Origin of the sequence: uncultured Megasphaera sp., from assembly GCF_958350005.1 — a bacterium.
Classification (GTDB): Bacteria; Bacillota; Negativicutes; order Veillonellales; family Megasphaeraceae; genus Megasphaera.
The window spans coordinates 1-24,212 of the sequence record NZ_CATWFF010000010.1 but is presented as its reverse complement, the minus strand read 5'-3'; the positions used below and the strand labels follow the sequence as shown (position 1 = coordinate 24,212).

At 50.4% G+C, this 24,212-nt stretch carries 24 protein-coding genes and 1 tRNA gene; 6 read left to right on the top strand and 19 right to left on the bottom strand.

Translation table 11 applies throughout. The annotated features are described in order from the left end of the window. Nucleotides 1-111: 111 nt before the first annotated feature. Nucleotides 112-552: a hypothetical protein gene (locus Q3886_RS01430; protein WP_301859365.1), complete on the top strand. Its 441-nt coding sequence runs from the start codon at nucleotides 112-114 to the stop codon at nucleotides 550-552. A 22-nt stretch (nucleotides 553-574) separates the two neighbouring features. Here the strand turns inward: Q3886_RS01430 and Q3886_RS01425 are convergent, their stop codons facing one another. The 12 genes from Q3886_RS01425 to dnaG all read right to left on the bottom strand — a co-directional run bounded on the left by Q3886_RS01425 (nucleotide 575) and on the right by dnaG (nucleotide 9,222). Next, nucleotides 575-1,309 carry a YebC/PmpR family DNA-binding transcriptional regulator gene (locus Q3886_RS01425; protein ID WP_301859364.1) on the bottom strand — a complete coding sequence of 245 codons (735 nt, stop codon included), beginning with the start codon at nucleotides 1,307-1,309 and terminating at the stop codon, nucleotides 575-577. Between the two features lie 16 nt (nucleotides 1,310-1,325). After that, nucleotides 1,326-1,898 carry an RNA methyltransferase gene (locus tag Q3886_RS01420; protein WP_301859363.1) on the bottom strand — a complete coding sequence of 191 codons (573 nt, stop codon included), beginning with the start codon at nucleotides 1,896-1,898 and terminating at the stop codon, nucleotides 1,326-1,328. After that, nucleotides 1,895-2,629, bottom strand: a complete 735-nt coding sequence (trmD, locus tag Q3886_RS01415) for a tRNA (guanosine(37)-N1)-methyltransferase TrmD (RefSeq protein ID WP_301859362.1) — start codon at nucleotides 2,627-2,629, stop codon at nucleotides 1,895-1,897. Before trmD ends, Q3886_RS01420 begins: the two co-directional genes overlap by 4 nt. Next, nucleotides 2,626-3,129, bottom strand: coding sequence for a ribosome maturation factor RimM (rimM, locus tag Q3886_RS01410; protein WP_301859361.1), 504 nt, complete (start codon nucleotides 3,127-3,129; stop codon nucleotides 2,626-2,628). The genes trmD and rimM overlap by 4 nt, the downstream gene beginning before the upstream one ends. 6 nt (nucleotides 3,130-3,135) lie before the next feature. Beyond that, nucleotides 3,136-3,543 (bottom strand): YlqD family protein, encoded by a 408-nt coding sequence (locus Q3886_RS01405; RefSeq protein ID WP_301859360.1) that lies wholly within the window; start codon nucleotides 3,541-3,543, stop codon nucleotides 3,136-3,138. Between the two features lie 8 nt (nucleotides 3,544-3,551). Next, complete coding sequence (locus tag Q3886_RS01400; RefSeq protein ID WP_301859359.1) at nucleotides 3,552-3,779, bottom strand: KH domain-containing protein; 228 nt, start codon at nucleotides 3,777-3,779, stop codon at nucleotides 3,552-3,554. A 15-nt stretch (nucleotides 3,780-3,794) separates the two neighbouring features. Beyond that, nucleotides 3,795-4,064: a 30S ribosomal protein S16 gene (rpsP, locus tag Q3886_RS01395; RefSeq protein WP_301859358.1), complete on the bottom strand. Its 270-nt coding sequence runs from the start codon at nucleotides 4,062-4,064 to the stop codon at nucleotides 3,795-3,797. Nucleotides 4,065-4,110: 46 nt separating this feature from the next. Further along, nucleotides 4,111-5,469, bottom strand: a complete 1,359-nt coding sequence (ffh, locus tag Q3886_RS01390) for a signal recognition particle protein (RefSeq protein WP_301859357.1) — start codon at nucleotides 5,467-5,469, stop codon at nucleotides 4,111-4,113. A gap of 13 nt (nucleotides 5,470-5,482) precedes the next feature. Continuing rightward, nucleotides 5,483-5,812, bottom strand: a complete 330-nt coding sequence (ylxM, locus tag Q3886_RS01385; RefSeq protein WP_301859356.1) for a YlxM family DNA-binding protein — start codon at nucleotides 5,810-5,812, stop codon at nucleotides 5,483-5,485. Between the two features lie 184 nt (nucleotides 5,813-5,996). Beyond that, nucleotides 5,997-6,071 (bottom strand) — tRNA-Ile (locus tag Q3886_RS01380). A 70-nt stretch (nucleotides 6,072-6,141) separates the two neighbouring features. Continuing rightward, entirely contained in the window at nucleotides 6,142-7,287 is a 1,146-nt protein-coding gene (gene rpoD / locus Q3886_RS01375) for an RNA polymerase sigma factor RpoD (protein WP_301859367.1), read from the bottom strand. A 144-nt stretch (nucleotides 7,288-7,431) separates the two neighbouring features. After that, on the bottom strand, nucleotides 7,432-9,222 hold the full coding sequence (gene dnaG / locus Q3886_RS01370; RefSeq protein ID WP_301859355.1) for a DNA primase: 1,791 nt from the start codon (nucleotides 9,220-9,222) through the stop codon (nucleotides 7,432-7,434). Nucleotides 9,223-9,488: 266 nt separating this feature from the next. On the opposite strand from dnaG, the gene Q3886_RS01365 reads away from it, so the two are divergent. From Q3886_RS01365 to Q3886_RS01345, 5 genes are all read left to right on the top strand, one after another. Further along, the gene (locus Q3886_RS01365; protein ID WP_301859354.1) at nucleotides 9,489-10,376 is read left to right on the top strand and encodes an RluA family pseudouridine synthase; all 888 of its coding nucleotides are present in this window, start codon (nucleotides 9,489-9,491) and stop codon (nucleotides 10,374-10,376) included. A 32-nt stretch (nucleotides 10,377-10,408) separates the two neighbouring features. After that, complete coding sequence (gene fba / locus Q3886_RS01360) at nucleotides 10,409-11,374, top strand: class II fructose-1,6-bisphosphate aldolase (RefSeq protein ID WP_301859353.1); 966 nt, start codon at nucleotides 10,409-10,411, stop codon at nucleotides 11,372-11,374. A 90-nt stretch (nucleotides 11,375-11,464) separates the two neighbouring features. Next, nucleotides 11,465-11,731 carry a 30S ribosomal protein S20 gene (gene rpsT, locus Q3886_RS01355; RefSeq protein ID WP_301859352.1) on the top strand — a complete coding sequence of 89 codons (267 nt, stop codon included), beginning with the start codon at nucleotides 11,465-11,467 and terminating at the stop codon, nucleotides 11,729-11,731. Nucleotides 11,732-11,809: 78 nt separating this feature from the next. Then, nucleotides 11,810-13,171 carry an MATE family efflux transporter gene (locus tag Q3886_RS01350; RefSeq protein WP_301859335.1) on the top strand — a complete coding sequence of 454 codons (1,362 nt, stop codon included), beginning with the start codon at nucleotides 11,810-11,812 and terminating at the stop codon, nucleotides 13,169-13,171. A 12-nt stretch (nucleotides 13,172-13,183) separates the two neighbouring features. Further along, nucleotides 13,184-14,416, top strand: a complete 1,233-nt coding sequence (locus Q3886_RS01345; RefSeq protein WP_301859334.1) for an aminopeptidase — start codon at nucleotides 13,184-13,186, stop codon at nucleotides 14,414-14,416. 123 nt (nucleotides 14,417-14,539) lie between these two features. Here the strand turns inward: Q3886_RS01345 and Q3886_RS01340 are convergent, their stop codons facing one another. The 7 genes from Q3886_RS01340 to Q3886_RS01310 form a co-directional block, all read right to left on the bottom strand. Next, the gene (locus tag Q3886_RS01340) at nucleotides 14,540-16,018 is read right to left on the bottom strand and encodes a hypothetical protein (protein ID WP_301859332.1); all 1,479 of its coding nucleotides are present in this window, start codon (nucleotides 16,016-16,018) and stop codon (nucleotides 14,540-14,542) included. 111 nt (nucleotides 16,019-16,129) lie between these two features. Next, nucleotides 16,130-17,494: an FAD-dependent oxidoreductase gene (locus Q3886_RS01335; protein ID WP_367881540.1), complete on the bottom strand. Its 1,365-nt coding sequence runs from the start codon at nucleotides 17,492-17,494 to the stop codon at nucleotides 16,130-16,132. 15 nt (nucleotides 17,495-17,509) lie between these two features. Then, nucleotides 17,510-19,090: an acyl CoA:acetate/3-ketoacid CoA transferase gene (locus tag Q3886_RS01330; protein ID WP_301859331.1), complete on the bottom strand. Its 1,581-nt coding sequence runs from the start codon at nucleotides 19,088-19,090 to the stop codon at nucleotides 17,510-17,512. 90 nt (nucleotides 19,091-19,180) lie between these two features. Continuing rightward, nucleotides 19,181-20,140 (bottom strand): 3-hydroxyacyl-CoA dehydrogenase family protein, encoded by a 960-nt coding sequence (locus tag Q3886_RS01325; protein ID WP_301859330.1) that lies wholly within the window; start codon nucleotides 20,138-20,140, stop codon nucleotides 19,181-19,183. A gap of 36 nt (nucleotides 20,141-20,176) precedes the next feature. After that, complete coding sequence (locus tag Q3886_RS01320) at nucleotides 20,177-21,550, bottom strand: short-chain fatty acid transporter (protein ID WP_301859329.1); 1,374 nt, start codon at nucleotides 21,548-21,550, stop codon at nucleotides 20,177-20,179. A gap of 188 nt (nucleotides 21,551-21,738) precedes the next feature. After that, nucleotides 21,739-23,115, bottom strand: a complete 1,377-nt coding sequence (locus Q3886_RS01315; RefSeq protein WP_301859328.1) for a TIGR00366 family protein — start codon at nucleotides 23,113-23,115, stop codon at nucleotides 21,739-21,741. A gap of 228 nt (nucleotides 23,116-23,343) precedes the next feature. After that, nucleotides 23,344-24,212: 3-keto-5-aminohexanoate cleavage protein (locus tag Q3886_RS01310; RefSeq protein ID WP_301859327.1), on the bottom strand; the 869-nt coding region annotated here is incomplete at its 5' end.

The window sequence follows — 24,212 nt, the reverse complement described above, 5'->3', positions numbered from 1 at the left end:
GTACCATGCCGGCAAATATAATCACCTGTCTATAAGGGGCTGATTACGTCTATTATTATAGCATATAAGCCCCTTTATTAACCATACATAATTAATAAGGAGGCTATTTTTATGAGTATGAAACGTGCAAATGGAACTGGATCCGTATATAAGTTAAAACGTCGCTTAAAAAAGCCATTTAAAGCGGTAATAACAGTTGTCTGGAAAGATGACGGTACACGGATCCGTAAATGCATTGGATACTTTGCAAAGTCAACAGAGGCCTATGATGCATTATCTTCGTATCGGCATGCGCCCGAGCAATTCGAAAACAAAGATATTACATTTGCCCAGGCGTGGGAATGGATGATAGACGAGAAAAAACGACAAGGTGTCGATATCAAGAAAGGTAAGTTTTCCCCGTCAAAGAAAAAATGCGCGGCAATTAGTCGATGCTGTCAATACATTGCCGGTAAAATTTTCCGCTTCCAGTGTAGCCACTGTGTAGCCACCGTATCAGAAACAGGTAAATTAGACCAAAAAACCACACCTGCCACATCTCCAAAAATGTGACAACGGTGCGGTTTTACTGGATCTATTCGTCTTCGTCCGGAAGTTCTGCGTTATGGTATACGTCCTGTACGTCGTCGATTTCATCGAGGGCGTCGACAAAGCGTTCCATTTTTTCTGCATCTTCGCCGCTGAGGGCTACTGTGTTTTCCGGAACCATCGTAATAGATGCGTGTTCCGGTTCGATATTGTGGTCAGCCAGGGCTTTTTCGACAGCGTCGAAAGCTTCCGGCGACGTAATGATTTCGTATTCTTCATCGCCGGTCTTGACGTCGTCTGCACCGGCATCGAGGGCTACTTCCATAATCGTTTCTTCATCGGCATGATCTTTGGCAACGACGAAAATACCTGTATTATGGAACATCCAGCCTACACAGCCTGTAGCGCCGAGGTTACCGCCGCATTTGGAAAATTCATGCCGTACGGCTGCAGCTGCGCGGTTGCGGTTGTCCGTCAGGACTTTGACCGTAACCGCTACGCCAGCCGGGCCATAGCCTTCGTATACGATTTCTTCGTAATTAGCGCCTTCTGTTGCGCCGGCGCCCTTCTGAATAGCCCGCTTGATATTATCTTTGGGGATATTGTTTTCTTTTGCTTTCTGCAGGGCCAGTTTCAGACGCATGTTGCCGACTGGGTCGGGACCGCCCATGCGGACGGCAATGGTAATTTCACGGCCGATTTTCGTCGTGATTTTACCGCGGATTGCGTCATTTTTTCCTTTTTTACGTTTAATATTAGCCCATTTTGAATGTCCAGACATGCTAATGCCTCCCTTATTAGTTCCACCATGGTTCGCCGGCCAGCCGATCCAGAATAATCGCCGCCGCCGAGCGGACAGATAAATGGTTATACTCCCCGGCTCCGTGAATTGGCTCCAGGATAAAATCGAATTGTTCCATCGTTTCTTTCGTCATGCCATACCCGGTGCCGAAGAGCAGGAGTATGGGCGTATCTTCTGTTTCCCTCCGCTGCCGCAGTTCCCTGTAGGAAATGGTGTTGGCATAGGTTCGGGCGTCTGTCGTGACGACATAGGGCCGTTTTCCTTCCCTTTTGGTGACTTCTTCAATAGCCGCCTCGATGGACGGGCGGATATCAACGATGTCAAAGGCCTGCGTGCGATAGGCATTGTAGTTTCTGCCGATCGGGCTTTCCCAGAAATCGATGATCTTATGCACCATGTCCAGCTGTCCCGGCACATGATGAATAATAAAGTATTTTACGACGCCATAGGTCTTGGCCGAACGGGAAATATCGTGAAGATCGTAGTTCGTAATTGCCGTAGCTATGACGTCAAAGTTTTTATCATAAATAGGATAGTGCACCAGTCCTACGTACAGAGACGATTTCATGGTTCCTCTCCCTTCAGCGCTGCCAGAATGGCCTGATCGGAATCAGACAGTGTATCTGTATCCAGTAAATCGGGACGGCACTGCAGCGTCCTGGCCAGCGCCTGACGGTGCCGCCAGGCATCGATTTTCGCGTGATCGCCGCTGCGCAGGACTTCCGGCACAGCATGGCCGCGAAAGACGGCAGGCTTCGTATACTGAGGATATTCCAGCAGAGAATGATAGAACGAGTCATCGGAAGCGCTGCCTGCTGAGCCCAATACGCCGGGAATCATGCGGGCTACGGCATCGGTAATGGTCATAGCCGGCAGTTCGCCGCCAGTAAGGACATAATCGCCGACAGAAATAGTTTCATCGGCCAGTTCAGACTCGACGCGGTAATCGACGCCTTCGTAGTGACCGCACAGCAGGATAAGCTGGTCATATTGAGCCAGCTCGCGGGCCTTGGCCTGCGTAAAGGTCGGGCCAGCCGGTCCCATGAGGATGACCCGCCGTTTCGGCACGTCGCGGCGCACTGCTTCTACGGCAGCATACAAAGGCGCCGCTTTCATCAGCATGCCGCAGCCGCCGCCATAAATCGTATCATCTACCATATGGTGACGGTCATATGTAAAGTTTCGCGGATTGGTCACATCCAGCTCCAGCAGGCCTGCCGCACGGGCCCGGCTGATGATGCTGTGATGATAAAAAGCTTCTATCAATTCCGGAAACAGAGAGATAATATCTATTCTCATTCGTCTATCCACTCCGGCGGATCAAGGACCATTTTTTTCTGCTCTTCATCAATGGATTTGACGACGTCGGGAATGGCGGCAAACAGCGTTTCTTTGCCATTCTCATCGGCGACGACATAGACGTCGTTGCTGCCTGTCTTGAGAACGTCTGTAACCGTTCCCAGCATGTTGTCTTCCAGATCATAGGCAGTCATGCCGATAATATCGAAGACGTAGTGCTGCCCTTTCTGCAGAGGGACGAGATCTTCCCGCGGCACCTGCAGTTCCTTGCCCCGCAGGAGTTCCGCCGCATTGCGGTCGTCTACGCCGACAAATTTCATAAGCACGACGTTTTTATGAAGGCGCGCTCCGGAGATTTCATATTTTTTTCCGCCTACATACCCGTATGTCATATGCAGAAATCGCTTCGGAAAATCCGTATCCGGGTAAATACGAACATCACCCCGCACGCCGTGCGGGGCGACTATCTGACCGATTGTAAAAAGCTCCAATGCAGCCATCGTATGTTATTGGCGGATGGAAACGATCTTGTCGTCTTCGAGCAGGATTTCCGTTCCCATCAATTTACCTAAATCATCGCCCACCTGAACGACAACAGTCTGTTCAAGCGTGCCCTGTCTGATTTCGGAACCGATTGTTAATTGTTCAGCTTCGTCTCTGTCGTGCTGCGCCTTGGCTTTGGCAGCCTGCAGACGCTGTTTCTGTTCTTCTACTTTTGCGCGCAGGGAAATCAGCCCCTGAGCATCGATTTTTGCCTGTTCGGTCATCATGCGTTTGGCCTGGAATTCCAGGTTCTGCATTTCCCGATCAATATCGCTCAGCGCCTGATCGGCGTTTTTCCGGATTTTATCCTTCAGCGCCTGCGTCACTTTCGATTTGACAGTAACAGGAACGCGCAATGTAATCTGATCCATGGTTCCTCCTATACGATATCCACTGATACTTTCTTGTTTGCCTTCACTGCCGCAGCCTTGACAACAAGGCGCAATGCTTTCGCAATTTTACCTTGTTTGCCAATGACTTTTCCCATATCTTCGGGAGCGACATGAAGCTGATATACTTCGAGGCCTTTTTTCTGAATTTTGGTGACTGTAACTGCTTCCGGACGTTTTACCAACGCTTTTGCAATACATGCGACTAACTCTTCCATAGGTATCAGCCTCACTTACTTCTTGGATGCTTCAAACTGAGCCATAATGCCGGCCTTTTTGAAAAGGGAGCGAATCGTATCGGTAGGCTGTGCGCCTTTGCCGAGCCATGCTACTGCAGCTTCAGCGTCGACGACCAGACGGTCGGCTACGTCTTTAGCTGGATCGTACGTGCCGATCGTAGCGACTGGACGACCGTTGTTGCGGGCATCGCGGGAATCAGCTACAACGACGCGGTAGAACGGTTTCTTTTTCGCACCTAAACGGGCTAAACGAATTTTAATCATGCAAATCACCTCCTCCACAGAATATCCCGCCTTGCGGCGGTATCAATTAAAAGGGAAAGGGCAGGCGAGGAAGAAATCCCCGTTTTTTACCCTTTTGTGCTTTCTTGGCCTGCTTCATCATTTTCTGCATCTCCGTAAACTGCTTAATCAGGCGGTTTACATCCTGGACGCGCGTGCCGCTCCCTTTGGCAATGCGCCGTTTGCGGCTGTCCTTGATGAGCATTTTCGGGTTGGAACTGGATCGTTCCTGCGGCGTCATGGACGTAATAATCGCTTCGATCTGACGAAACTGCTTGCCGTCCATGTCGACCTTATCCAGTTCTTTTTTATACTTGCCAATGCCGGGAATCAGACTCATGAGACTCCCCATATTGCCCATTTTCTTGAGCATATGCAGCTGTTTGAGAAAATCGTCAAACGTGAAGGAGCCGCTTTTCATGGACTGCTTCATGTCGGCCATGGTTTCTTCATCAAAGGCTGCCTGGGCTTTTTCGATAATCGTTTCCACGTCGCCCAGATCGAGGATACGCGATGCATACCGGTTGGGATGGAATTCATCCAGACCGTCCAGCTTTTCGCTGACGCCTATATATTTAATCGGCTTTCCCGTAACGGCTTTGATGGACAGCGCCGCACCGCCGCGGGCATCGCCGTCGAGCTTGGTCATGATCAGGCCGTCAATACCGAGGGCATCGTTAAAGGCCGTCGCTGCCGTTACGGCATCCTGACCGGTCATGGCATCGACAACGAGCAGAATTTCATGGGGATAAACGTCTTCTTTGATGTGAACGAGTTCATCCATGAGCGTTTCATTCACATGAAGGCGCCCGGCCGTATCGATGATGACGATGTCCCGCAGATGACTGACCGCATAGGGAATGGCATCTTTGGCAATCTGTACCGGGTCCTTGCTGCCTTCTTCCGTATAGACAGGCACGTCGATTTCCTGGCCCAGAACCTGGAGCTGCGTAATAGCTGCCGGGCGGTATACGTCACCGGCTACCAGCAAGGGGCTTTTCCCCTGGCTCTTGAGCTTTTTGGCCAACTTGGCTGCCGTCGTCGTCTTGCCGGCGCCCTGAAGACCGACGAGCATAATAATGGTCGGTGGCTTAGGCGCAATGACGATGCGGCTCTGCGTGCCGCCGAGGAGTTCTGTCAGTTCATCGCGGACGATTTTGATAACCGTCTGTGACGCATTCAGACTGCCGAATACTTCTTCACCGACAGCTTTTTCTTTGACTTTGTTAATAAAATCTTTGGTTACTTTAAAGTTGACGTCTGCTTCGAGCAGGGCCCGACGCATCTCTTTCAGGGCTTCACTGACGTCTTCTTCGGTCAGTTTCCCTTTGCCGCGAAGCTTTTTAAAAGCCGCTTGAAACCGTTCGGACAGATTTTCGAATGGCATAAAAAGCCTCCTCCTACACGTCTATATGATTCAATATATATTGTACTTGCTTCACTGCATCTGGCGTTCCCTGTGCCAGCAGCTGGCTGGCTTCTTCCAGCTGCTGCCGAACTGCCTCGCTGCGGGCCAGCAGCTGCAGTCGCTGCTCATACCCTTCCAGTGCTTTGGACGCACGGTTCAGCATGTCATAGGCACCTTGCCGGGAAATGGAAAGTTCCTCGCCAATTTCCGTCAGGGACAGGTCCATATCGAAATACAGTTCCATACATCGCCGCTGCCGGTCGGTCAGCAAGGGACCGTATAAATCCAGGAGCCGGCCTTTTCGTACGACATCTTCCAGCATACTAATCACCGCCTCCGTCGTCAGCGTACTTTGCCAGTATACAGGAAAGGGCGTGTGCTGTCAAGTACTTTTACTTGTCAGTCATAACTTTCATTCTGAATCACTGTCAGCCGGCACAGGACAAGACAAAACGGCGCCGATGCTAAACACTTGCTTAGCATTGGCGCCGTTCTGACATATGGTCTGGTGGGCCCACCTGGATTCGAACCAGGGACCGACCGGTTATGAGCCGGGGGCTCTACCGCTGAGCTATAGGCCCAGACAGTAAGGCACAGAGCCTTACCGAAATATTATACGATACATCTGTCCCTGCCGTCAAGGTGTACGGATTAAAGGAAATCTTTAATTTTTTCCCGCTTCCCCCAGTTTCTCAGCTTGCTCAGGGCTTTGCCTTCAATCTGACGAATCCGTTCTCGCGTAACATTAAAATGCTGGCCTACTTCTTCCAGCGTCCGCGGACGGCCGTCTTTCAGGCCAAAGCGCAGATACAGCACTTTCCGTTCCCGGTCAGTAAGACAGGAAAAGACATCTTCAATCTGTTCTTTCAGCAGGATAAACGAAGCAGCGTCATCAGGGGCAACGGCGTCGGAATCTTCGATAAAGTCGCCCAGATGGGAGTCTTCTTCTTCGCCAATTGGCGTTTCCAGCGATACCGGTTCCTGGGCAATCTTCATGATTTCCCGTACCCGTTCGACAGGAATGTCCATCTTTTCGGCAATTTCTTCCGGAAGCGGTTCCCGTCCTTTATCCTGCAGGAGCTGCCGGGAAATACGGATGAGCTTATTGATGGTTTCCACCATGTGTACGGGAATCCGGATCGTACGGGCCTGGTCGGCAATGGCTCTGGTAATGGCCTGCCGAATCCACCAGGTCGCATAGGTACTGAACTTATAGCCTTTACTGTAATCGAATTTATCGACGGCTTTTAAAAGACCCAGATTGCCTTCCTGAATGAGGTCCAAAAACAGCATGCCCCGGCCGACGTAGCGCTTGGCAATGCTGACGACGAGGCGCAGGTTGGCATCAGTCAGCTTTTTCTTGGCCAGCGTGCCGGCCTTGACTTCTTCTTCTGTTGCATCAGGGGCGTTTCCCTTTTCGATCGTCTGAGCCAGGGCAATTTCTTCCGTCGCCGACAGAAGGGGAACGCGGCCAATTTCTTTCAGGTACATCCGTACAGGATCGTCAATATTAATGCCTTCAGGAACGCTCAGATCGACATTGTGCAGATCGGGGACGCTTTCGCTTTCGTCTTCTTCCAGGTCCTCGCCGTCATCACCGCCGTCATCTTCACCAATAATATCGATGCCCTTATCGGCAAATAACTCATACATTTTGTCGATCTGTTCCGGCGTCAGGTCGTCTTCTTCCATGACGTTCATAATTTCCGTATAGGTCAGACTGCCTTTTTTCTGTCCCGTCTGGAGAAGCTGCTTAATGTGCTGGAGAACGAGTTCCCGCCGTTCCTGTTCGCTCATCTGCTTGGGCGCTTCTTTTTTCTTGCCGTTTTTGCGCTTTGCCGTACGTTTGGCCGTACTCTTTTTGGCAGTATGTTTCTGTTCTATTGTCGTATCCAAGTTATCTGTCGATTTCACCATGGTGTACAATCTCCTTTCTGCTCCTTAAGACCATTTTTTCATTTCATCATTAATTCGTTTGCACGCTGCCAGTTCTTCCAGCAGCCGCGGATCCTGCGTGCGGCTATATGCAGCTGCCTGCTGGCTGTGTTTCATATATTCTTTTTGCAGGGCTTCCATATGAAACTTTCTGACATAGTCCAGAACTACGTGTTCATCAATGGGAACGTCCTGCAAGACCATAATTCTTGCTGCTTCTTCGGCCTCCTCAGGAGTTAATTGTGCCTGGATGTCCGTAACCGTGTACATCCCTTGGTGTGCATATGTGTCCAATATATGCTGATAAATATGCCTCCGCCTTTCATCGGTAAAAAATGCAGCTGCAATGTGCTGCTGAATCTGACTGCAGGCCTGTGGTTTTTCCAGTAAAAACCGCAGAATATTTTCTTCTGCTACGGCCATGCCGCTTTGCCGGGCTGACCGGTTGGCCTTTGAAACAGACGCGGAAATGACGACTGGCTGCTGTCCTGACTCGGGATGCTTAGCAATGTATTTATTGAATTCACTGCGCACCGCCCCTTCGTCAATATGCAGGCTCGCCGCCATTTTAGTGAGGAATGCATCCAGAACCACCTGGTTGTCTACGGCCGCCAGTGCCGGAAATACCATGGCCGCAATAGCCGCTTTTCCTTCCAGGGTTGCACTGTCGTACTGTGCCAGTGCTGTCTGCAGCATGTAATCCAGCACATTCGGCGCCGCATGGACGGCTTCGCGGAATTTATCCGGCCCGGCTGTCGTAATGTACTCATCCGGATCTTTTCCCTGCGGCAGGGAGACGACGCGAATCTGCATGCCCAGACCGCGGACGATTTCCATGGCCCGCAGCGTCGCTTTCCGGCCGGCGCCGTCCATATCATATGACAGGACCAGTTCTTTTGCCTGCCGCAGCAGCAGACGGGCCTGTTCCTCTGTAAGGGATGTTCCCAGAGAGGCTACGACATTGCGAACGCCTCTGTTGTGGGCAGAAACGACGTCCATATACCCTTCGACGAGAACGGCCTTTCCTTCGTCATAAATCGCCTTATGAGCCAGATCGAGAGCAAACAAAATACGGCGTTTATTAAAAATCGGCGTTTCCGGCGAATTGAGATATTTCGGCTTGCTGTCATCCAGGACGCGGCCGCCAAATCCGACAATCCTGCCGCGTCCGTCGCGAATGGGAAAGATGACGCGGTTGCGGAAGGCATCGTAGAAATGGCCGTTTTTTTCTTTAGCCAGTCCCAGCGATACGAGTTCCCTGCCGGTTACGCCTTTTTTCATAAATGCATCCGTCAGTTTGCTCCAGCTGTCCGGGGCAAAGCCCAGCTTGAATTCGCCAATGGTCGCATCTGTCACCTGACGGCGGTGAAAATAAGCCAGGCCATTTTTTCCATACCCAGTCTTGGTCAGACAGTTGTGAAAAAAATTACCGGCCATTTCGTTAATCTGGTACAGCCGCTGGGTCAGCCGCTCCCGCTCCAGTTCCTGCGCCGATTTTTCCACAGCCGGCAAGGCAATATGAGCCCGTTCGGCCAGGCGTTCTACAGCTTCGGTAAAGGAAAGATTTTCTATTTTCATCAGAAAAGTAAACACGTTGCCGCCGGCGCCGCAGCCAAAGCACTTAAAAAATCCCTTATCGGCGGCGACGCTGAAGGAAGCCGTTTTTTCATTGTGAAAGGGGCAGCAGGCCCAGAAATCTTTTCCTTTCCGTTTCAGCGGGACATACTCGGAAATGACATCGACAATATCATTGGCCTGCCGTACCTGTTCAATGAATTCACTGGAAAACCGTTTCACGCCAATCACCTGTACCTTAAAATTATTCTGACGAATATAATATTCTCTATAACCAGGCCAAATTCCTTCTTTCGGTTTTCTTCTTTCCAAAAAGAAATGCGACGTTCCTATCATAATATATACGGGCCTTACGGTCAACGGCTGAATCGGGTATTTCCGGCAAAAATCCCTGCCAGGTCTGCAAAAAAATCTATAGATTTATTTGCCTTCCTTCTGTATAATAAAAGCTGGATATGTAAAAAAGGCAAAGAAAGAGGACGCCCATTATGATTCATTTTACTGTCGGTCCGCTGACCCGGCCTACGTCGCTGCTGGGAGCGCTCCGCCATTTCGGCGTATCGGCGACCATGCGCCGGCGCATCAAGCACAGCGGAGTCTGCACCATCAACGGCATGGCGGCAACGACGCGGGATTTCGTTCACGAAGGCGACGCCATCTGTGTCACCCTGCCTGCGGCCAATGCCTTTCCGCCGTCGCCGATTCCGCTGACCATTGCCTATGAAGATGCGTATTTACTGGTCATTGACAAGCCCGCCGGGCTCCTCATGCATCCTACGTCCAGCGTCCGCAGCGGGACCCTGGCCAATGCCGTATCGTACTACTACGAGCAGACCGGCCAGCACGGTTCCTATCACCCCATGCACAGGCTGGACAAAAACACGTCTGGCTTATGCATGGTCGCCAAAGAGCCCCATATTCAGCATGCCTTTGACAAGGGAAACTGTTCCTATGAACGCCTGTACCTGGCCCTGGCCGAAGGGTATTTTCCCGGCCGGCAGGCAACAGTCCGCAGTCCTATTGGGCGCTGTCCGGACAGCATCATTACCCGCCAGGTCATGGAAGGCGGAAAGCCGGCCTGGTCGGATTTCACGCGCCTGGCAGCCAACAGTGCCTACAGCCTGCTCCAGGTCCGCCTGCATACAGGCAGGACCCACCAGATCCGCGTGCACAGCAGCTATCTGGGACACCCGCTGGCAGGCGATGATTTATACGGCGGCTCGCAGGAACTCCTGTCCCGTCAGGGACTGCACGCCTATGCCATTGCGTTTACCCATCCCATGACGGGACAGCGTATTTTCGTTAATTCCCCGCTTCCCCCTGACATGGCCCGCCTTGTCACTGCGGCTGGCTGGGATTATATACTACACCATTGATATACCAATTTCTATTTTAGGAGGAATGTATCATGCCATTAGTTGGAACTCAGGAAATGTTTAAAAAAGCATATGAAGGTCATTATGCCATTGGAGCATTCAACATCAACAACATGGAAATCATTCAGGGCGTTACGGAAGCTGCTGCAGAATTAAACTCTCCCATTATTCTGCAGGCCTCGGCCGGCGCCAGAAAATATGCCAAACCGCCGTACCTGAAACACCTGGTCGAAGCCGCTCTGGAAGATCACGACCTGCCCATTGCCCTTCATCTGGACCACGGTGCTGATTTTGAAACGTGCAAAGACTGCATCGACTGGGGCTTTACATCCGTCATGATCGACGGCTCCAAACATTCCTTTGAGGATAATATTGCCCTGACCAAAAAAGTCGTCGAATACGCTCATGCCCACGGCGTCGTCGTCGAAGGGGAACTGGGCCAGCTTGCCGGCATTGAAGATGACGTAAAAGTAGCGGCTCACGAAGCATCGTACACCCGTCCGGAAGAAGTAGAAGAATTCGTTACCCGCACCGGCGTCGATTCCCTGGCCATTGCCATCGGCACGAGCCACGGCGCATACAAATTCACGCCGGCTCAGTGCACGCGCAACGAACAGGGTGTCCTCGTGCCGCCGACACTGCGCTTCGATATTCTGGAAGAAGTATCCAAACGGCTGCCGGGCTTCCCCATCGTTCTCCATGGCGCTTCCTCTGTCGTACCGGAATATGTCAAGATTATCAACGAAAACGGCGGCAAATTAGCCGATGCCATTGGCATTCCTGAAGATCAGCTGCGCAAAGCCGCATCGATGGCAGTATGCAAAATCAACATCGACTCCGACCTGCGTCTGGGCCTGACTGCCGGCGTCCGCCAGCACCTGGCCGCTCACCCCGATCACTTTGATCCGCGCCAGTATCTGGCTGATGGCCGCCAGAACATTCACGACATTGTCGCTCATAAGATCAAATTTGTTCTCGGTTCGGAAAACAAAATTTAATGTCAACTTTTTGGGGAAATCTATTGATTTTCTCCAAGGTCTATGATAAAATGCTTTTTAGTGTTCTTGTAATTTAGGGAGGTGAACCAAGTGCCGCAGATTAAGTCCAATATCAAATCCATGGAAAAAGACGCAGCCCGTCACGCAGCTAACTCCAAGGTAAAATCTACTGTTCATACTGCTATCCGCCGTACGACAGAAGCAATTGCCTCCGGCGACGCCGATGCTGTAAAAAAAGCATTTGATAAAGCCAGCAGCGTCATCGACAGCGCTGCCCAGAAAGGCGTTATCCATAAAAACAGTGCAGCCCGCAAAAAATCCCGCCTGGCTGCTAAAGTCAACGCAATGGAAAAATAAAGCCAAATGCCAGCAAGCTCCGCCGTATGACGGAGCTTGTTTTTTTGTATCTGCTTTTTCTTTTTTCAGGGGTGTATTATGCGCTTCCCACAGTTGTATCAGCTCACTCATTTTCTCGTCTTGTTTTTCCCGCTGCTCCTGTCGCAGATGGCTCAGATTGCGACCAGCGTCTTCAGCAGCATGTTCAGCGGCCAGTACAGTACAGCCGATCTGGCCGGCGTCGCCGTTGCCGTAAACCTCTGGATTCCCCTCTTTTCCGGCATATGCGGCCTTTTTTTCGGCGTTTCGCCGATTATTTCCCAGCTCCGCGGTGCCGGTAAATCCAGCCGTATTCCCATGTATATTATGCAGAGCCTGTATATTGCCGTATTTTTTACAGTTTTCATCGTTGCAGCCGGCTTTCTGGTCGTGCCGCCCCTGCTGGATATCATGGATCTGGAACCAGCCGTGCATTACGTGGCCCAGGAATACCTCATTGCCCTGGCCTTGGGCGTGCTGCCCATCTTTTTACAGTCTACCATGCGCTATATCGTCGATGCCCACGGCATGACTCATATTTCCATGGCGATTATGGGCACCAATATGGTGCTGACGATCGTACTGTTCCGGCTTCTCATTTTCGGCGGCTTTGGCATTCCTCCCATGGGCGGCGTCGGCACAGGCTATGCCATTACCATTTCCTACTGGATTACGTGCCTTCTTTTTGCGGCTGTTCTGCAATGGAAGAAACCGTTTCACTCGTACCACCTCTGGACCAAGCTGCGTCCCCTGAACTGGACGCACTGCTACCATCAGCTTCAGCTGGGCGTCCCTATTTTTATCGCGGTCTTCTGTGAAATGAGCCTGTTCAGCATTGTCGTACTCCTGATGGCTGAATTCGGCACAGTATACCTGGCAGCCAATCAGGCAGCCATCAGCTATGTAGCCCTGACCTACACGGTACCCTGGAGTATCAGCCTGGCTGCAACCATTGTCATCGGCTACGAAGTAGGAGCCAAAAACTTTGTCGCCGCCCGTCAGTACGCCGTACTGTGCCAGCTGACAGCCATCGTTTCTGCTGTATTTATCATTTTGATAACCTTTTTCTTCATCGATCCGATTAGCGCCCTCTTTACCAACGAAGAAGAAACGTTCCGCACCATTCGCCTGTTCCTGGTGTACGCCATGATCTTCTCCCTGTTTGACAGCCTGGGAACACCAGTACAGGGGGTACTGCGGGGATACAAAGACATTAAAATCATTACATACGTGGCTTTTGTCATGTACTGGCTCATCAGCATTCCCCTGGGCTATGCCCTGTCTCATATGACATCATACGGCCCTTACGGATACTGGATCAGCATCGTCATCTGCCTGGCCCTGAATGCCCTGGCCCTGAACTGGCGGTTATGGCACTACACGGCCTATGTAGGTGACCGAAAGAAAATGAGTACAGAATAAGGAGGAATTGTTATGCCAACCAAACAGCAACTCACAGCGTATGCACAAGTACTGCTGCGCAAAGGAATTAATATTCAGGACGGTCAGATTCTGGTCGTCAATGCTCCCGTAGAATCGAGCGACTTCGTGACCATTCTGACCCGGGAAGCTTATGCCTGCGGCGCGGCGCAGGTCATCTGCAGCTGGCGCTGCGATGGGACTACGCGTCTTCGCTACGAACATGAAGATCAGAAATACTTTGAAGCCGTCCCCGACTGGAGCCGCGATTTCAGCCTCTATTACTACCGCAAACAGGCGGCCTTCCTCAGCCTGATATCAGCCAATCCCTATCTGATGGACGGCATTGATACACAGAAGATTTTTGCCTGGCAGAAAGCCCGCAATGCAGCACTGAAAGAATATGTAGACGGCATGATGGCCTCGCAGACGACGTGGCTTGTCGCTGCCGTTCCCAGTGCAGTCTGGGCTTCGCTGCTCTATCCGGAAAAATCGGCATCTGACGCCTATGAAGCGCTGTGGCAGCAGATTCTGTCTTCGTCCCGTGCTGACGGAGCAGATCCGCTGGCCGACTGGGACGCCCATTTGGCCAACCTGAAGCAGCGCCGCCAGTGGCTGACGCAGCAGCATTTTACCAGCCTTCATTACACCAATTCCCTGGGCACGGACCTGACAGTCGGCCTTCCGGAACACCACATCTGGCAGGGCGGCGCAGAACAGTCTGCGACAAACATCTCCTTCAACGCCAACATTCCGACAGAAGAAGTCTTTTCGGCGCCGCTGAAAGACGGTGTAAACGGCGTCGTATACAGCGCCAAGCCCCTTGTCTACAACGGCAATCTGATCGATCAGTTCCGCCTGGTCTTTAAGGACGGCAAAGTCGTCGATGCCCAGGCCAAAACAGGCGAAGACATCCTGAAAAAACTGCTCGCCATCGACGAAGGCGCCTGCCGCCTCGGCGAAGTAGCCCTTATTCCGTACCATTCGCCGATCTCCCAGTCCCATATCCTGTTTTACGAAACCTTATTCGATGAAAATGCCTCGTGCCATCTGGCCCTGGGCGCCTCGTACCCCACCTGCCTGACTGGCGGCGCTGCCATGAGCAAAGAAGAACTGGCCCAGGCCGGCCTGAACGATTCCATGATTCACGTCGATTTCATGGTCGGCACGGCAGACCTGACCATTACCGGCAAAAAGCAGGACGGCACGACAGTACCGGTCTTCACGGACGGAGACTGGGCGCAGTAGAGCAGAAGCCATCTATACACTAAACTAGTGTACGGCCAATATGATTCTACATACCAACAGGGACGCATGAATGCCATATATTCATGCGTCCCTGTTTTATATATCTGCCTGGAGGCGGGATACTTATTCTGTTGTTTCGTATAAATCAATGGTCCGCTCTACGAGGCCTTTATACTTTTCATACTGCTCGCTAATGTCGCGGTACGTAAACTTCCGGTACGTCGGCAGCCCTTTAATCTTATCAAAAAATGCATGAAAGCAGTCGACCAGTTTTTTATTGGACACAATGTAAATAGGGCTGACGCCGTCATGAATATAACGGGGATTTTTCTTCAGAAATGCCGAAGAGTAATTGGAATAGAATGACAAATTGGACTCATGGTACTCGTTCATTTCCGCCGACGGCTGGAACACGCCCATCGTAATGAGAGGATTTTTATGCATAGTCTGCAGAATATTCTTCAAATGAAGCTTGCGGTCTTCTGCTTTCATCCGATAGGGCGCATCGGTGAAAAACATATTCCCCGTTTCAATATAGCGGATAATGGATGTCGTCGGCAGGAGAAACTCCACGTGCCTCGTACTGAGCAGCTCGTCCCACATAATGCGAAGATGGCCAATCTGCCGGGCCTGCTGGCGGGAAGCTGAAATAGACTGCAGAAAATCATCCATAGCCTGCTGGGGAAGGAGGAAATCAAAGCCATTGGTCAGAAAGAAAAAGAACTGACTGGCAGAATAGAAGGCCGTGCGAAAGCCAATATCGCTGATGCCCAGCGCTTTGGCCGGCGCCAGTAAGGCCGGCTGATTGGTGAAACTGATGAAAAAGCGGTTATAAATATCCTCTACCAGAACGGGATCAGGGATATACGTGCAGATGCCGATAGAGCTGCGGGACTGGAAGGAATACTGAATGACAAATTCCCGTTCCATAATAATGGCGTTGGCCGGAGCAATATGAGCTGCATTATACAGGCGGAAGTCGTAATTGAGCTTCTTGTCCAGAAGTCGATACAGCTGATTCATGTACCGCGGCTGCGCAGCCAGTTTATCCAGATCGACACCGACATGGACCGTCACATGGGGAACATCCTGCGGCGCTGTTTCAAAGCAGTTCCAGAAGCCAATATCGGCAAGAGCACAAAAATCATCCAGTATGAGTATGTTGGAATCAGCCGTTACATGAGACAGTTTTTGTCTGAACAATGTCTGCATGAACATGAGGGAATCATGAGTGCCCGTCATGACTTTGACCGAAGATACAGCTCCTTCTTTCTGCCGGTTCCGTCCCGTCTTCATGGACGCCCGATAGGCCGCACACAGCCACTGATTAACGGCAAAAGGCAAATCAGCCTGTGCCGATTCCAGGGACAGGAGCGTATAAAGCTCCTCTTCTTTTCCTTCCTGCGCTGCTGTTTCAGCAAAGTACTGGCCCAGCTTTTCGTTGACACTCTCAATATATTTCGTTGCCGGCAGTTTACTTCCGTTCAGCCACTTGCTGATGTAGGAAACATCGTAGCCCGTTATCTTTGCCAGCACCAGATTTTTCGTTTCCGTCAGCGCTGTCAGTGCTTTCAAAGCCGATGCATAATCTGAAGCAATCAAGGCCGCATCTCCTTTCCTAAAAAATCAGTAAATACGTACCCAATATTGGTACAGTATACCATTTTTTATGATTTTATACAAGAAATACGGCCTTGCTCTTACATCTATATGTTATTTAGTAACGGACAATATCTGTTTGGCCTGAATATAGGCATCAATACTGGCAGCGGCTTTTTTCCCTTCCCGCATAGCCAGGACAACGGTTGCCGGTTTATGCACAATGTCTCCGGCAGCAAAGACACCGGGACGGCTGGTCAGACCATCCAGCCGGTCGCTGACGGCAACATACCCGTCACGGTCGCAGTCGACACCACAGGCATGAATGCAGTCTGCATCAGGGCGATTGCCGATAGCCGCAATGATTTTATTCGCCGGGACGACGCCGAACTCGCCAGTTGGCACCATGGTAGCATCTTCCAGGATCTTCTGTTTTTCATATTGCAGCCCTTCAACATGCTCCTCGCCGATGACAGCCCGAGGGGCGGAGTAAAACTGGAAGGCTACGCCGTCTTCTTTGGCTTCTTCATATTCCGACGGCAGGCATTTCATGTTTTTTTCTGCCCGGCGATAGACGATAGTCACCTTGGCCTGAAGGCGCAGGGCTGTGCGGGCCGCATCAATGGCCACGTTGCCGGCACCGATGACGATGACGTCATCGCCTTTCTGCACAGGAAGCTCTGCTGCATCGGCAGCGCCCAGCTGTACCTGCTGTACCTGATACAGGAACTGCTGGGCATCGATAACGCCGTCGACCTGATCGTTATCTACGCCAAGTCCCCAGGCCAGAGGCGTGCCTGTTGCCAGAAATACGGCGGCAAAGCCCTGATCAAACAGCGCCTCTACAGCCGTCCCCTGGCCGATATCCTGGCCATAGCGGAACTGAACGCCCTGCTGTGTCAGATAGTCGATTTCCCGGTACACATAGGCCTTGGGCAGGCGAAATGCTGGAATACCGTACATGAGCATGCCGCCTGGCTCCGGGCAGCGCTCAAACACGACGACGCCGTATCCGCGCTGTATCAGTTCATGAGCCGCAGCCAGTCCGGCCGGCCCGCTGCCGACAATGGCCACGGAAGGACGTTCCTGCGCAGCAGGCTTTATCCTGGGAAGAAGGTGTCCCTCAAAGGCCATATCTGCCACAAACCGTTCCAGCTTGCCAATAGCTACGGGGCGGCCTTTCTTCCCCAGCACACAGGCCCCTTCACACTGCACTTCCCGCGGACATACGCGCCCGCAGATGCCGGGAAGACAGCTGTGTTCCCGTATGAAGTCTGCAGCTTCACCAATATTTCCGGCAGCTACGGCCTGAATAAACTGAGGAATGGCATTCTGCACAGGGCAGCCCTTCCGGCATTGCGGCACAGCGCAGCGGAGACACCGCCGCGCTTCCTGTACCGCTTCAGCCAAGGTATACATTTCTTCTGGCCCATACTCGGTTTCAAATCCCAGCATATCGCCTTGGGTATATGTAGTCATGGCTATCTCCTTTCCTTACCCTACGGCCTGCCGATGGCTGCGCAAATCCATGGGTTCTTCCTGAAACAGGCGGCTGTCCATGAGCTTGACATCTTCCATAATCGGCGTAAATTCCATCTGGTCGAGAATATCTTTCTGCAAATCTGCGCCTGGTGCAATTTCAATCAGGTGCAGGCCGTCTTCTTTCATGGCAAATACAGCCCGTTCCGTTACATACAATACGTTCTGATGATGTTTGCGGGCGTAAGAGCCGCTGAAGGTAATCTGATCGATATGACTGAGGAATTTTTTGACCTTGCCTTCCTGATGAATATGCAGTACGCCGTCTTCAAAGGATTCTTTCAGGCCATTAGCCGTAAAGGTGCCGCAGAAAATGACGTTTTCCGTATTCTGCGAAATATTGATAAACCCGCCGCAGCCGGCAATGCGGGTACCGAATTTACCGACGTTGACATTGCCCTGATCGTCACACTGGGCCATGCCCAGGCAGGCCAGATCCAGGCCGCCGCCGTCGTAGAAATCAAACTGCGATACCTGGTCGAGATAGCATTCGGCATTGACGCTGGCACCAAACCGCGTGCCGCCCAGGGGAATACCGCCAATAGCACCGGCTTCTACAGTCATGGTCAGGCCATCGCCAATTCCTTCTTCGGCAGCAACAGCCGACACCAGTTCCGGAATGCCAATGCCCAGATTGATGACGGCGGCACTGCTCATATGGAGCAATTCCATGGCCGCCCGGCGGGCAATGACCTTTTTGGCATTAAGCGGTGCCGGTTTCAGGGATGAAACGGAGACGAGCCCTTTTCCGCAGACTGAAGGATCGTAGTTGTGGTTATACGACTGGTACTGGTGTGCTTCCTCTTCTGCTTCTACCAGATAATCGACATAAATGCCCGGTATTTTCACCAGCTTCGGATCCAGCGTGCCCCCTTTCAGTACTTTTTCGACCTGAACGATAACCAGGCCGCCGCAGTTATGCACGGCCTGAGCCTGAGCCAGGGCGTCAATAGGCGATACTTCTTTCGTCATGTCAATGTTGCCCCATTCGTCGGCATAGGTGCCGCGAATAAGCGCTACATTCATGGTCATGCGCGGATAAAACAGCTGTTCTTCACCATTAATGACGTGAAATTCGACGAGGTCGTCTTTGGAAATATCGTTCATTTTCCCGCCGCTGATGCGCGGATCTACAAAGGTATCGAGACCGACATTGGTGAAGGTGCCAATCCGCCGGGCTGCTACGTCGCGATAGTGCTGAGCCAGCGTTCCCTGGGGAAAATTATAGCCTTCGGCCTTATTGGCATTGACCAGGGCCGTAATAGCCGGCACTGTGCTCCAGTGACCCAAAATGGCCCGCTTGAGCAGTCCTTCATGGGCAAAGTGCTCGCCGCCGCGCCCGTCGGCATTCCCCTGTCCGGCGCAGTAATACAAAGTCAGATCCCGCGGCGATCCGGTCTGCAGAAAACGCTGTTCCAACGCCGTCGTCAGTGCTTCCGGCTGGGCGGAGCATAAAAATCCGTTAACCGTTACAAAATCGTTGTCTTTTATCAGTTCTGCCGCCTGTGCAGCTGTCACTACAGGGACGTTCTTCATGATGCTTCACTCCTCTACTAGGTATGGAAAAATCCTCCCGAAATAAGGTGCAGCTCATTCCAGGAGGATTCACAATTTCCTCTAAACAGATTAGAATTTCTGACCTGCTTCGTCTTTTTTCAGCCATTCAATCAAAATTTCTTCTCTTGTCCGCTTAATATTGGCCAGATCTTCCGGCTTCCACTGGTACAGACCCGTGCCGGTCTTGGCGCCTAAATTGCCTTCATCGACGCATTTCTTCATAACAGCCGAGCCCGTTTTGTCATCAGCCAGATCGGCATTCAAATAAGCCGAAATATTGTAGAATATATCGAGGCCGCCCAGGTCCGCCGTTTCAATCGGTCCTGTAACGCCCAGACGGCGGCCAATGCTGTACTTGCAGATAGCGTCAACTGCTTCTGCCGTAGCAATTCCTTCCTGTACGCAGTGCAGTGCTTCCCGGAGCAGGGCAAACTGCAGGCGGTTGCCTACAAATCCCGGTGCTTCTTTCAGCAGGGCTACAGGCTTTTTGCCGATTTTTTCCATCAGTTTCCACGTAATATCCACCGTTTCCTGGCTCGTATCTTTGCCCGGTACGACTTCTACCAGCGGAATGAGGTGCGGCGGATTCCAGAAATGAGCGACGACGAAGCGCTGGGGATGTTTTAAAATGGCTGCTACTTCCGACGGCAGCAGACCAGACGAATCGGTTGCGAAAATGATATCTTCACCCAGGTATTCTTCCATTTCACTGTATACGGCCTGTTTGACCTTCATGTCTTCGGCAACAGATTCGATGACGAAATCCGCATTGGCTGCTGCATCTTTCAGCGTCGTCACGCCGTGAATCCGGCTGAGCAGCCCCTTTTCTTCTTCTGCTGTCAGCAAATCATTGGCTTTCATGTTTTCCAGCGTAAGATGAATATTTTTCATGGCCCGTTCAATACTGGCATCTTTCCGGCCAAACATGTTGACTTCATAGCCGCTCTTGGCAAAGGCGATAGCCGTGCCGAATCCCATGGTGCCGCAGCCTAAATTGCAAATCGTCTTAATGTCCTTTAACTGTTTCATAGATGTGTACCTTCTTTCTGTATAGTAGTAGTATTATTAGACGGTAAAGGGCAGGAATGTCAGTCCCAGTACCATGATTAACCCGAGTACGATAAAGGCAACGAAGCTGTATCCAACGAAATCTTTGAATTCCAGTCCGCATACCGCCATGAAGGGAACGGCGAAGAAGGGCTGTACGAGAGCCGTCAAGTCACCGCCAAACATATAGGCAATGACGGTCTGTGCATCGTGAATACCCAGAGCCTGTCCGGCCGGAATGAGGAAGGGCGCTTCAATAACCCATTTGCTGCCGCCAGACGGGATGAAGTAGCTAATAAATCCGGTCAGGATAGCGGCAATAGCCGGGAATGTCGTTTCCGTGCTGAAGGCGATAACCCAGGCAGCAATCGTGTCGACCAGGCCCGTATACTTCATGATGCCGTAGATTCCGGCATAGAACGGGAACTGCAGGATAACACCCCAGGCAGCCGGCGTCGACGCTTTTACAGCTTTCAGCAGAGCTGCCGGTGAGCCGTACAGCCAGATAATAAGCGTCAGGAACAGGAAATTCAATACGTTAATATCCAGGGATTTGCCGAGGATAAAGAAATGATAGAACAAGTACGTCAGGAACATGAGGCCGACGATATAGGAGCACCACGGCGTATACGTAACCCATTCGCTCGGCGTCTTAATGACTTTCTTTTCTTCTTTAGGCAGCGTTTCCGGCACGACCAGATCGGGATTCCACTGGGAAATGGAAATCATGTTTTCCTTGTGCTTCGGTTTTAAGATAAACCCAAACAGGGCAACAATGGCAATGACAGAAACAGCTGTCAGAATCAGGTTATACGGATGGAAAATCGTCATGGAAATGGGAATGACGCCAATTTCCTTGACCATGAAGTGGTCTGCCGTTGCCACCAGCAGCGGTGCCGAACCGGAAAGTCCCATGTGCCAGATATAAAATGGCGTCCATGCGGCGCCGCATAAATACCGGTAATCGATGAAAATACCTTTTCGTTCTGCCTGGGTAGCCAGGTTTTTACAAATAAGAGCAGCAAAGACCAGGCCAAATCCCCAGTTCAGGTAATACCCTACGGCAGACAGCAATACGGCATATACATACACAGCCGTTGCCGACCCGGGCTTGCTGCACACCGAAGAAATAAGGCGCGTACAAATGGGCGTCGTCGCCAGGGCATAGCCGGTAATGACGATAAGGGACATCTGCATGGCAAAAGCCAGCAAGGTCCAGAATCCTTTGCCCCAGGAAATGACGATGTCAAACGGTCCTGACGGGGTCAGCCCCAGGGCCATTAAAAAGGCGACAATCGTCAGTACCAGGGCGATGACGTAGGAGTCGGGCACCCACTTATGCGCAAAGTCGGTAAAATGATCAGTAAACTGCTTTTTCTGTTGTGTACTCACTGCATACACGCTCCTCTCGTTTTTTTGTTCAGTAGCCATAAGATATATCGTTCTGCCACGTTCTTTATGGCTATAGTGTACGACAGGATGCAAATGAATACTACCTAGAACAAGTAGACTATCGTGACAAGTCGATCCAAAACGTGAATTCACGAAAGTCACGAATTGAATGAATAAAATTCATATTTTTACCAGCCAAACGGGAAAATTAAAAACCACAAACTACCAGCAATAAATACAAACAGCCATAGCATAAAGGTAAATGGCAATATTTCCTGGAATTTCAATCGGAATGCAGCAAGATAAGCAATAGCCCAGAATGGCTGAATCAAATTAGCCATTTGAGCACCTGTACCATACGCATTGATAACCTGCGAAATCGGTACCCCGAGCTGTTGCGCTGCGGGGATCAAATACGGTGCTTCAATAACAAACTTAGAACCGGCTGAAGGAACAAAGAAATCCATAATACCCGTGTAAATAAATACAATCCACGGATAGGTTCCTGGAGTTGCAATAGAAATAAACCAATGCGTAATTTCATCGGCTAGTCCTGAAAAACTGATTAATCCAAAAATTCCAGCATATAACGGAAATTGAATGATGACGCCATAAACCGTTGTCGCGCCTTCTTTAACTGATTCCACATAACTGTGCGGTGAATCATGAAGCAATAAGCCTAACCCAAAAAGAGCAAAGTTAATCGTATTCAAATTGATCTTGCTTACGCCTTCAGCAATAATATGTTCACCAAACCAAACAAGTATCAAAAGAGAAATTAACGTATTCAAAACACGGGACCTTTCCCATCGTTCGGCCGGCGTCAACGCCTTAGCTGGAGCTGCATCAGCATCAGAACGAGTAAATTCCTGATATAGCTCTTCGCTGATTTCTACAGCTTTTTCTTTTTTGGGCATAAGGAAATAATACATGATTGGCAAAGAAATTAATTCTAAAAATAGAAACGTCATCATATAAGGAGACAATGATGTGTGATTAATTGGTACAATGCCTCCCATTAATGTTTCCATAAAATTCCCTGGCGTCGCAGCTAATAAAGGAGCTGCCTGCGAAATGCCATTAGCCATAATATTCATACTCGTATAGGCCATGGCTACAATAAAGGCATAGTGAATGCCCTGTCCTTTTTTACGGATTGCAATTTCACGCCCCATAATAATGGTGGCCATGAGTCCTACACCCCAATGAAGCCAGGAAATAGCACCTGTCAACAGCGCAAATAACAGAATCGTACCACCACGCGTTTTCGGCCAGTCAATAAGACGAATAATTGCTCGACGAACAGGCCGAGCATTTGCAATAACAAATCCACTGATCATCATCAAACACATTTGCATGGAAAAACTTAAGAGTTCCCAAAATCCTTTCGCATAATCTTCTATCAATCCCCATATAGTGGTATCTGTACATACATAAGCCAATATGAAGACAAATACGGTAAGTCCCAATACAAAGACCATGGAATCAGGTATATAATTCAAACTAAAGTCGATAAATTTATCGGTAAACGTTCGTTTTGTTTTATGTGTCGTCTGACTCATCATATCCTCCTGATATACACGAACAAAAATACAAATTACTCTACTTCTTCATACATACTATCGTCCGGAATACAGGCTCCCTCGCAGCAAAGCCGTCCCGGCATGCCGCAGGCTGGACAAGTCCCAAATGTATTGCCAGCCTGTTCCAGCAAGGCCAAGTCATATTTAAACAATTTCTGACAAGCTGGGCAACGATAATACATAAAATAAGGTCCCCAGGTCATCGCTATCTTATTCCTTTCTCTTATCGGCTAATCCCAAAATAACTCTTGCTTCATCAGCTGTAGCTGCTTGCTTACCAAATTCTTCAATACAGCGACGTGCTCGTTCAACAAACTGACGATTGTTCTTTGCCAATACACCCTTGCTGTACATAACATTGTCTTCCATGCCTACACGAAGGTGTCCGCCAAGAGCAATTGTCGAATACATAATTTCCATAGCGCTCTGCCCTACACCAAAAGCAGACCACGTAGAACCTGGGCACAGAGATTCCATTGTTTCCTTCATAAATACAAGATTTTTTACAGAACCAGGTATACCATTGGCACATCCCATGCACATCTGAAAATGGAGCTTCCCTTGTAAAATGCCTTTTTTCTGATAGTACGCTGCATTGCCGATCATACCGGGATCAAAGACTTCAATTTCAGGTTTCACGTTATAAGCTAGCATTGTCTTTCCCAATTCAGTCAAAAAGCTGGGGGAATTTAAAAATAATCCCGAGTGAAGCCAGTTCATAGAACCACAATCATACGAAGCCATTTCTGGCCGAAGTTCTTTTAAATGAAGCTGCCGCGTTTCTTCTGTTGCCTGCAAATCACCTGACGTGGTCATATTAATGATAATATTGCAATCTGGATGCTGTTCCCGTAAAAGCTGCATAGTCTCGCGGAATTTACGAACATCCATTGTCCCATTCCCCTGGTCATCCCGCATATGCAGATGGGCCATAGCCGCACCAGCCTGCCAGCAATCATACACATCATCAGCAATTTCCTGCGGGGTCATAGGAACATTAGGATTATTTTCTTTTTTAGGCCAAGCACCAGTTACAGCTGCTGTAATAATAACTTTTTTCGATACAATATTCATGGTAT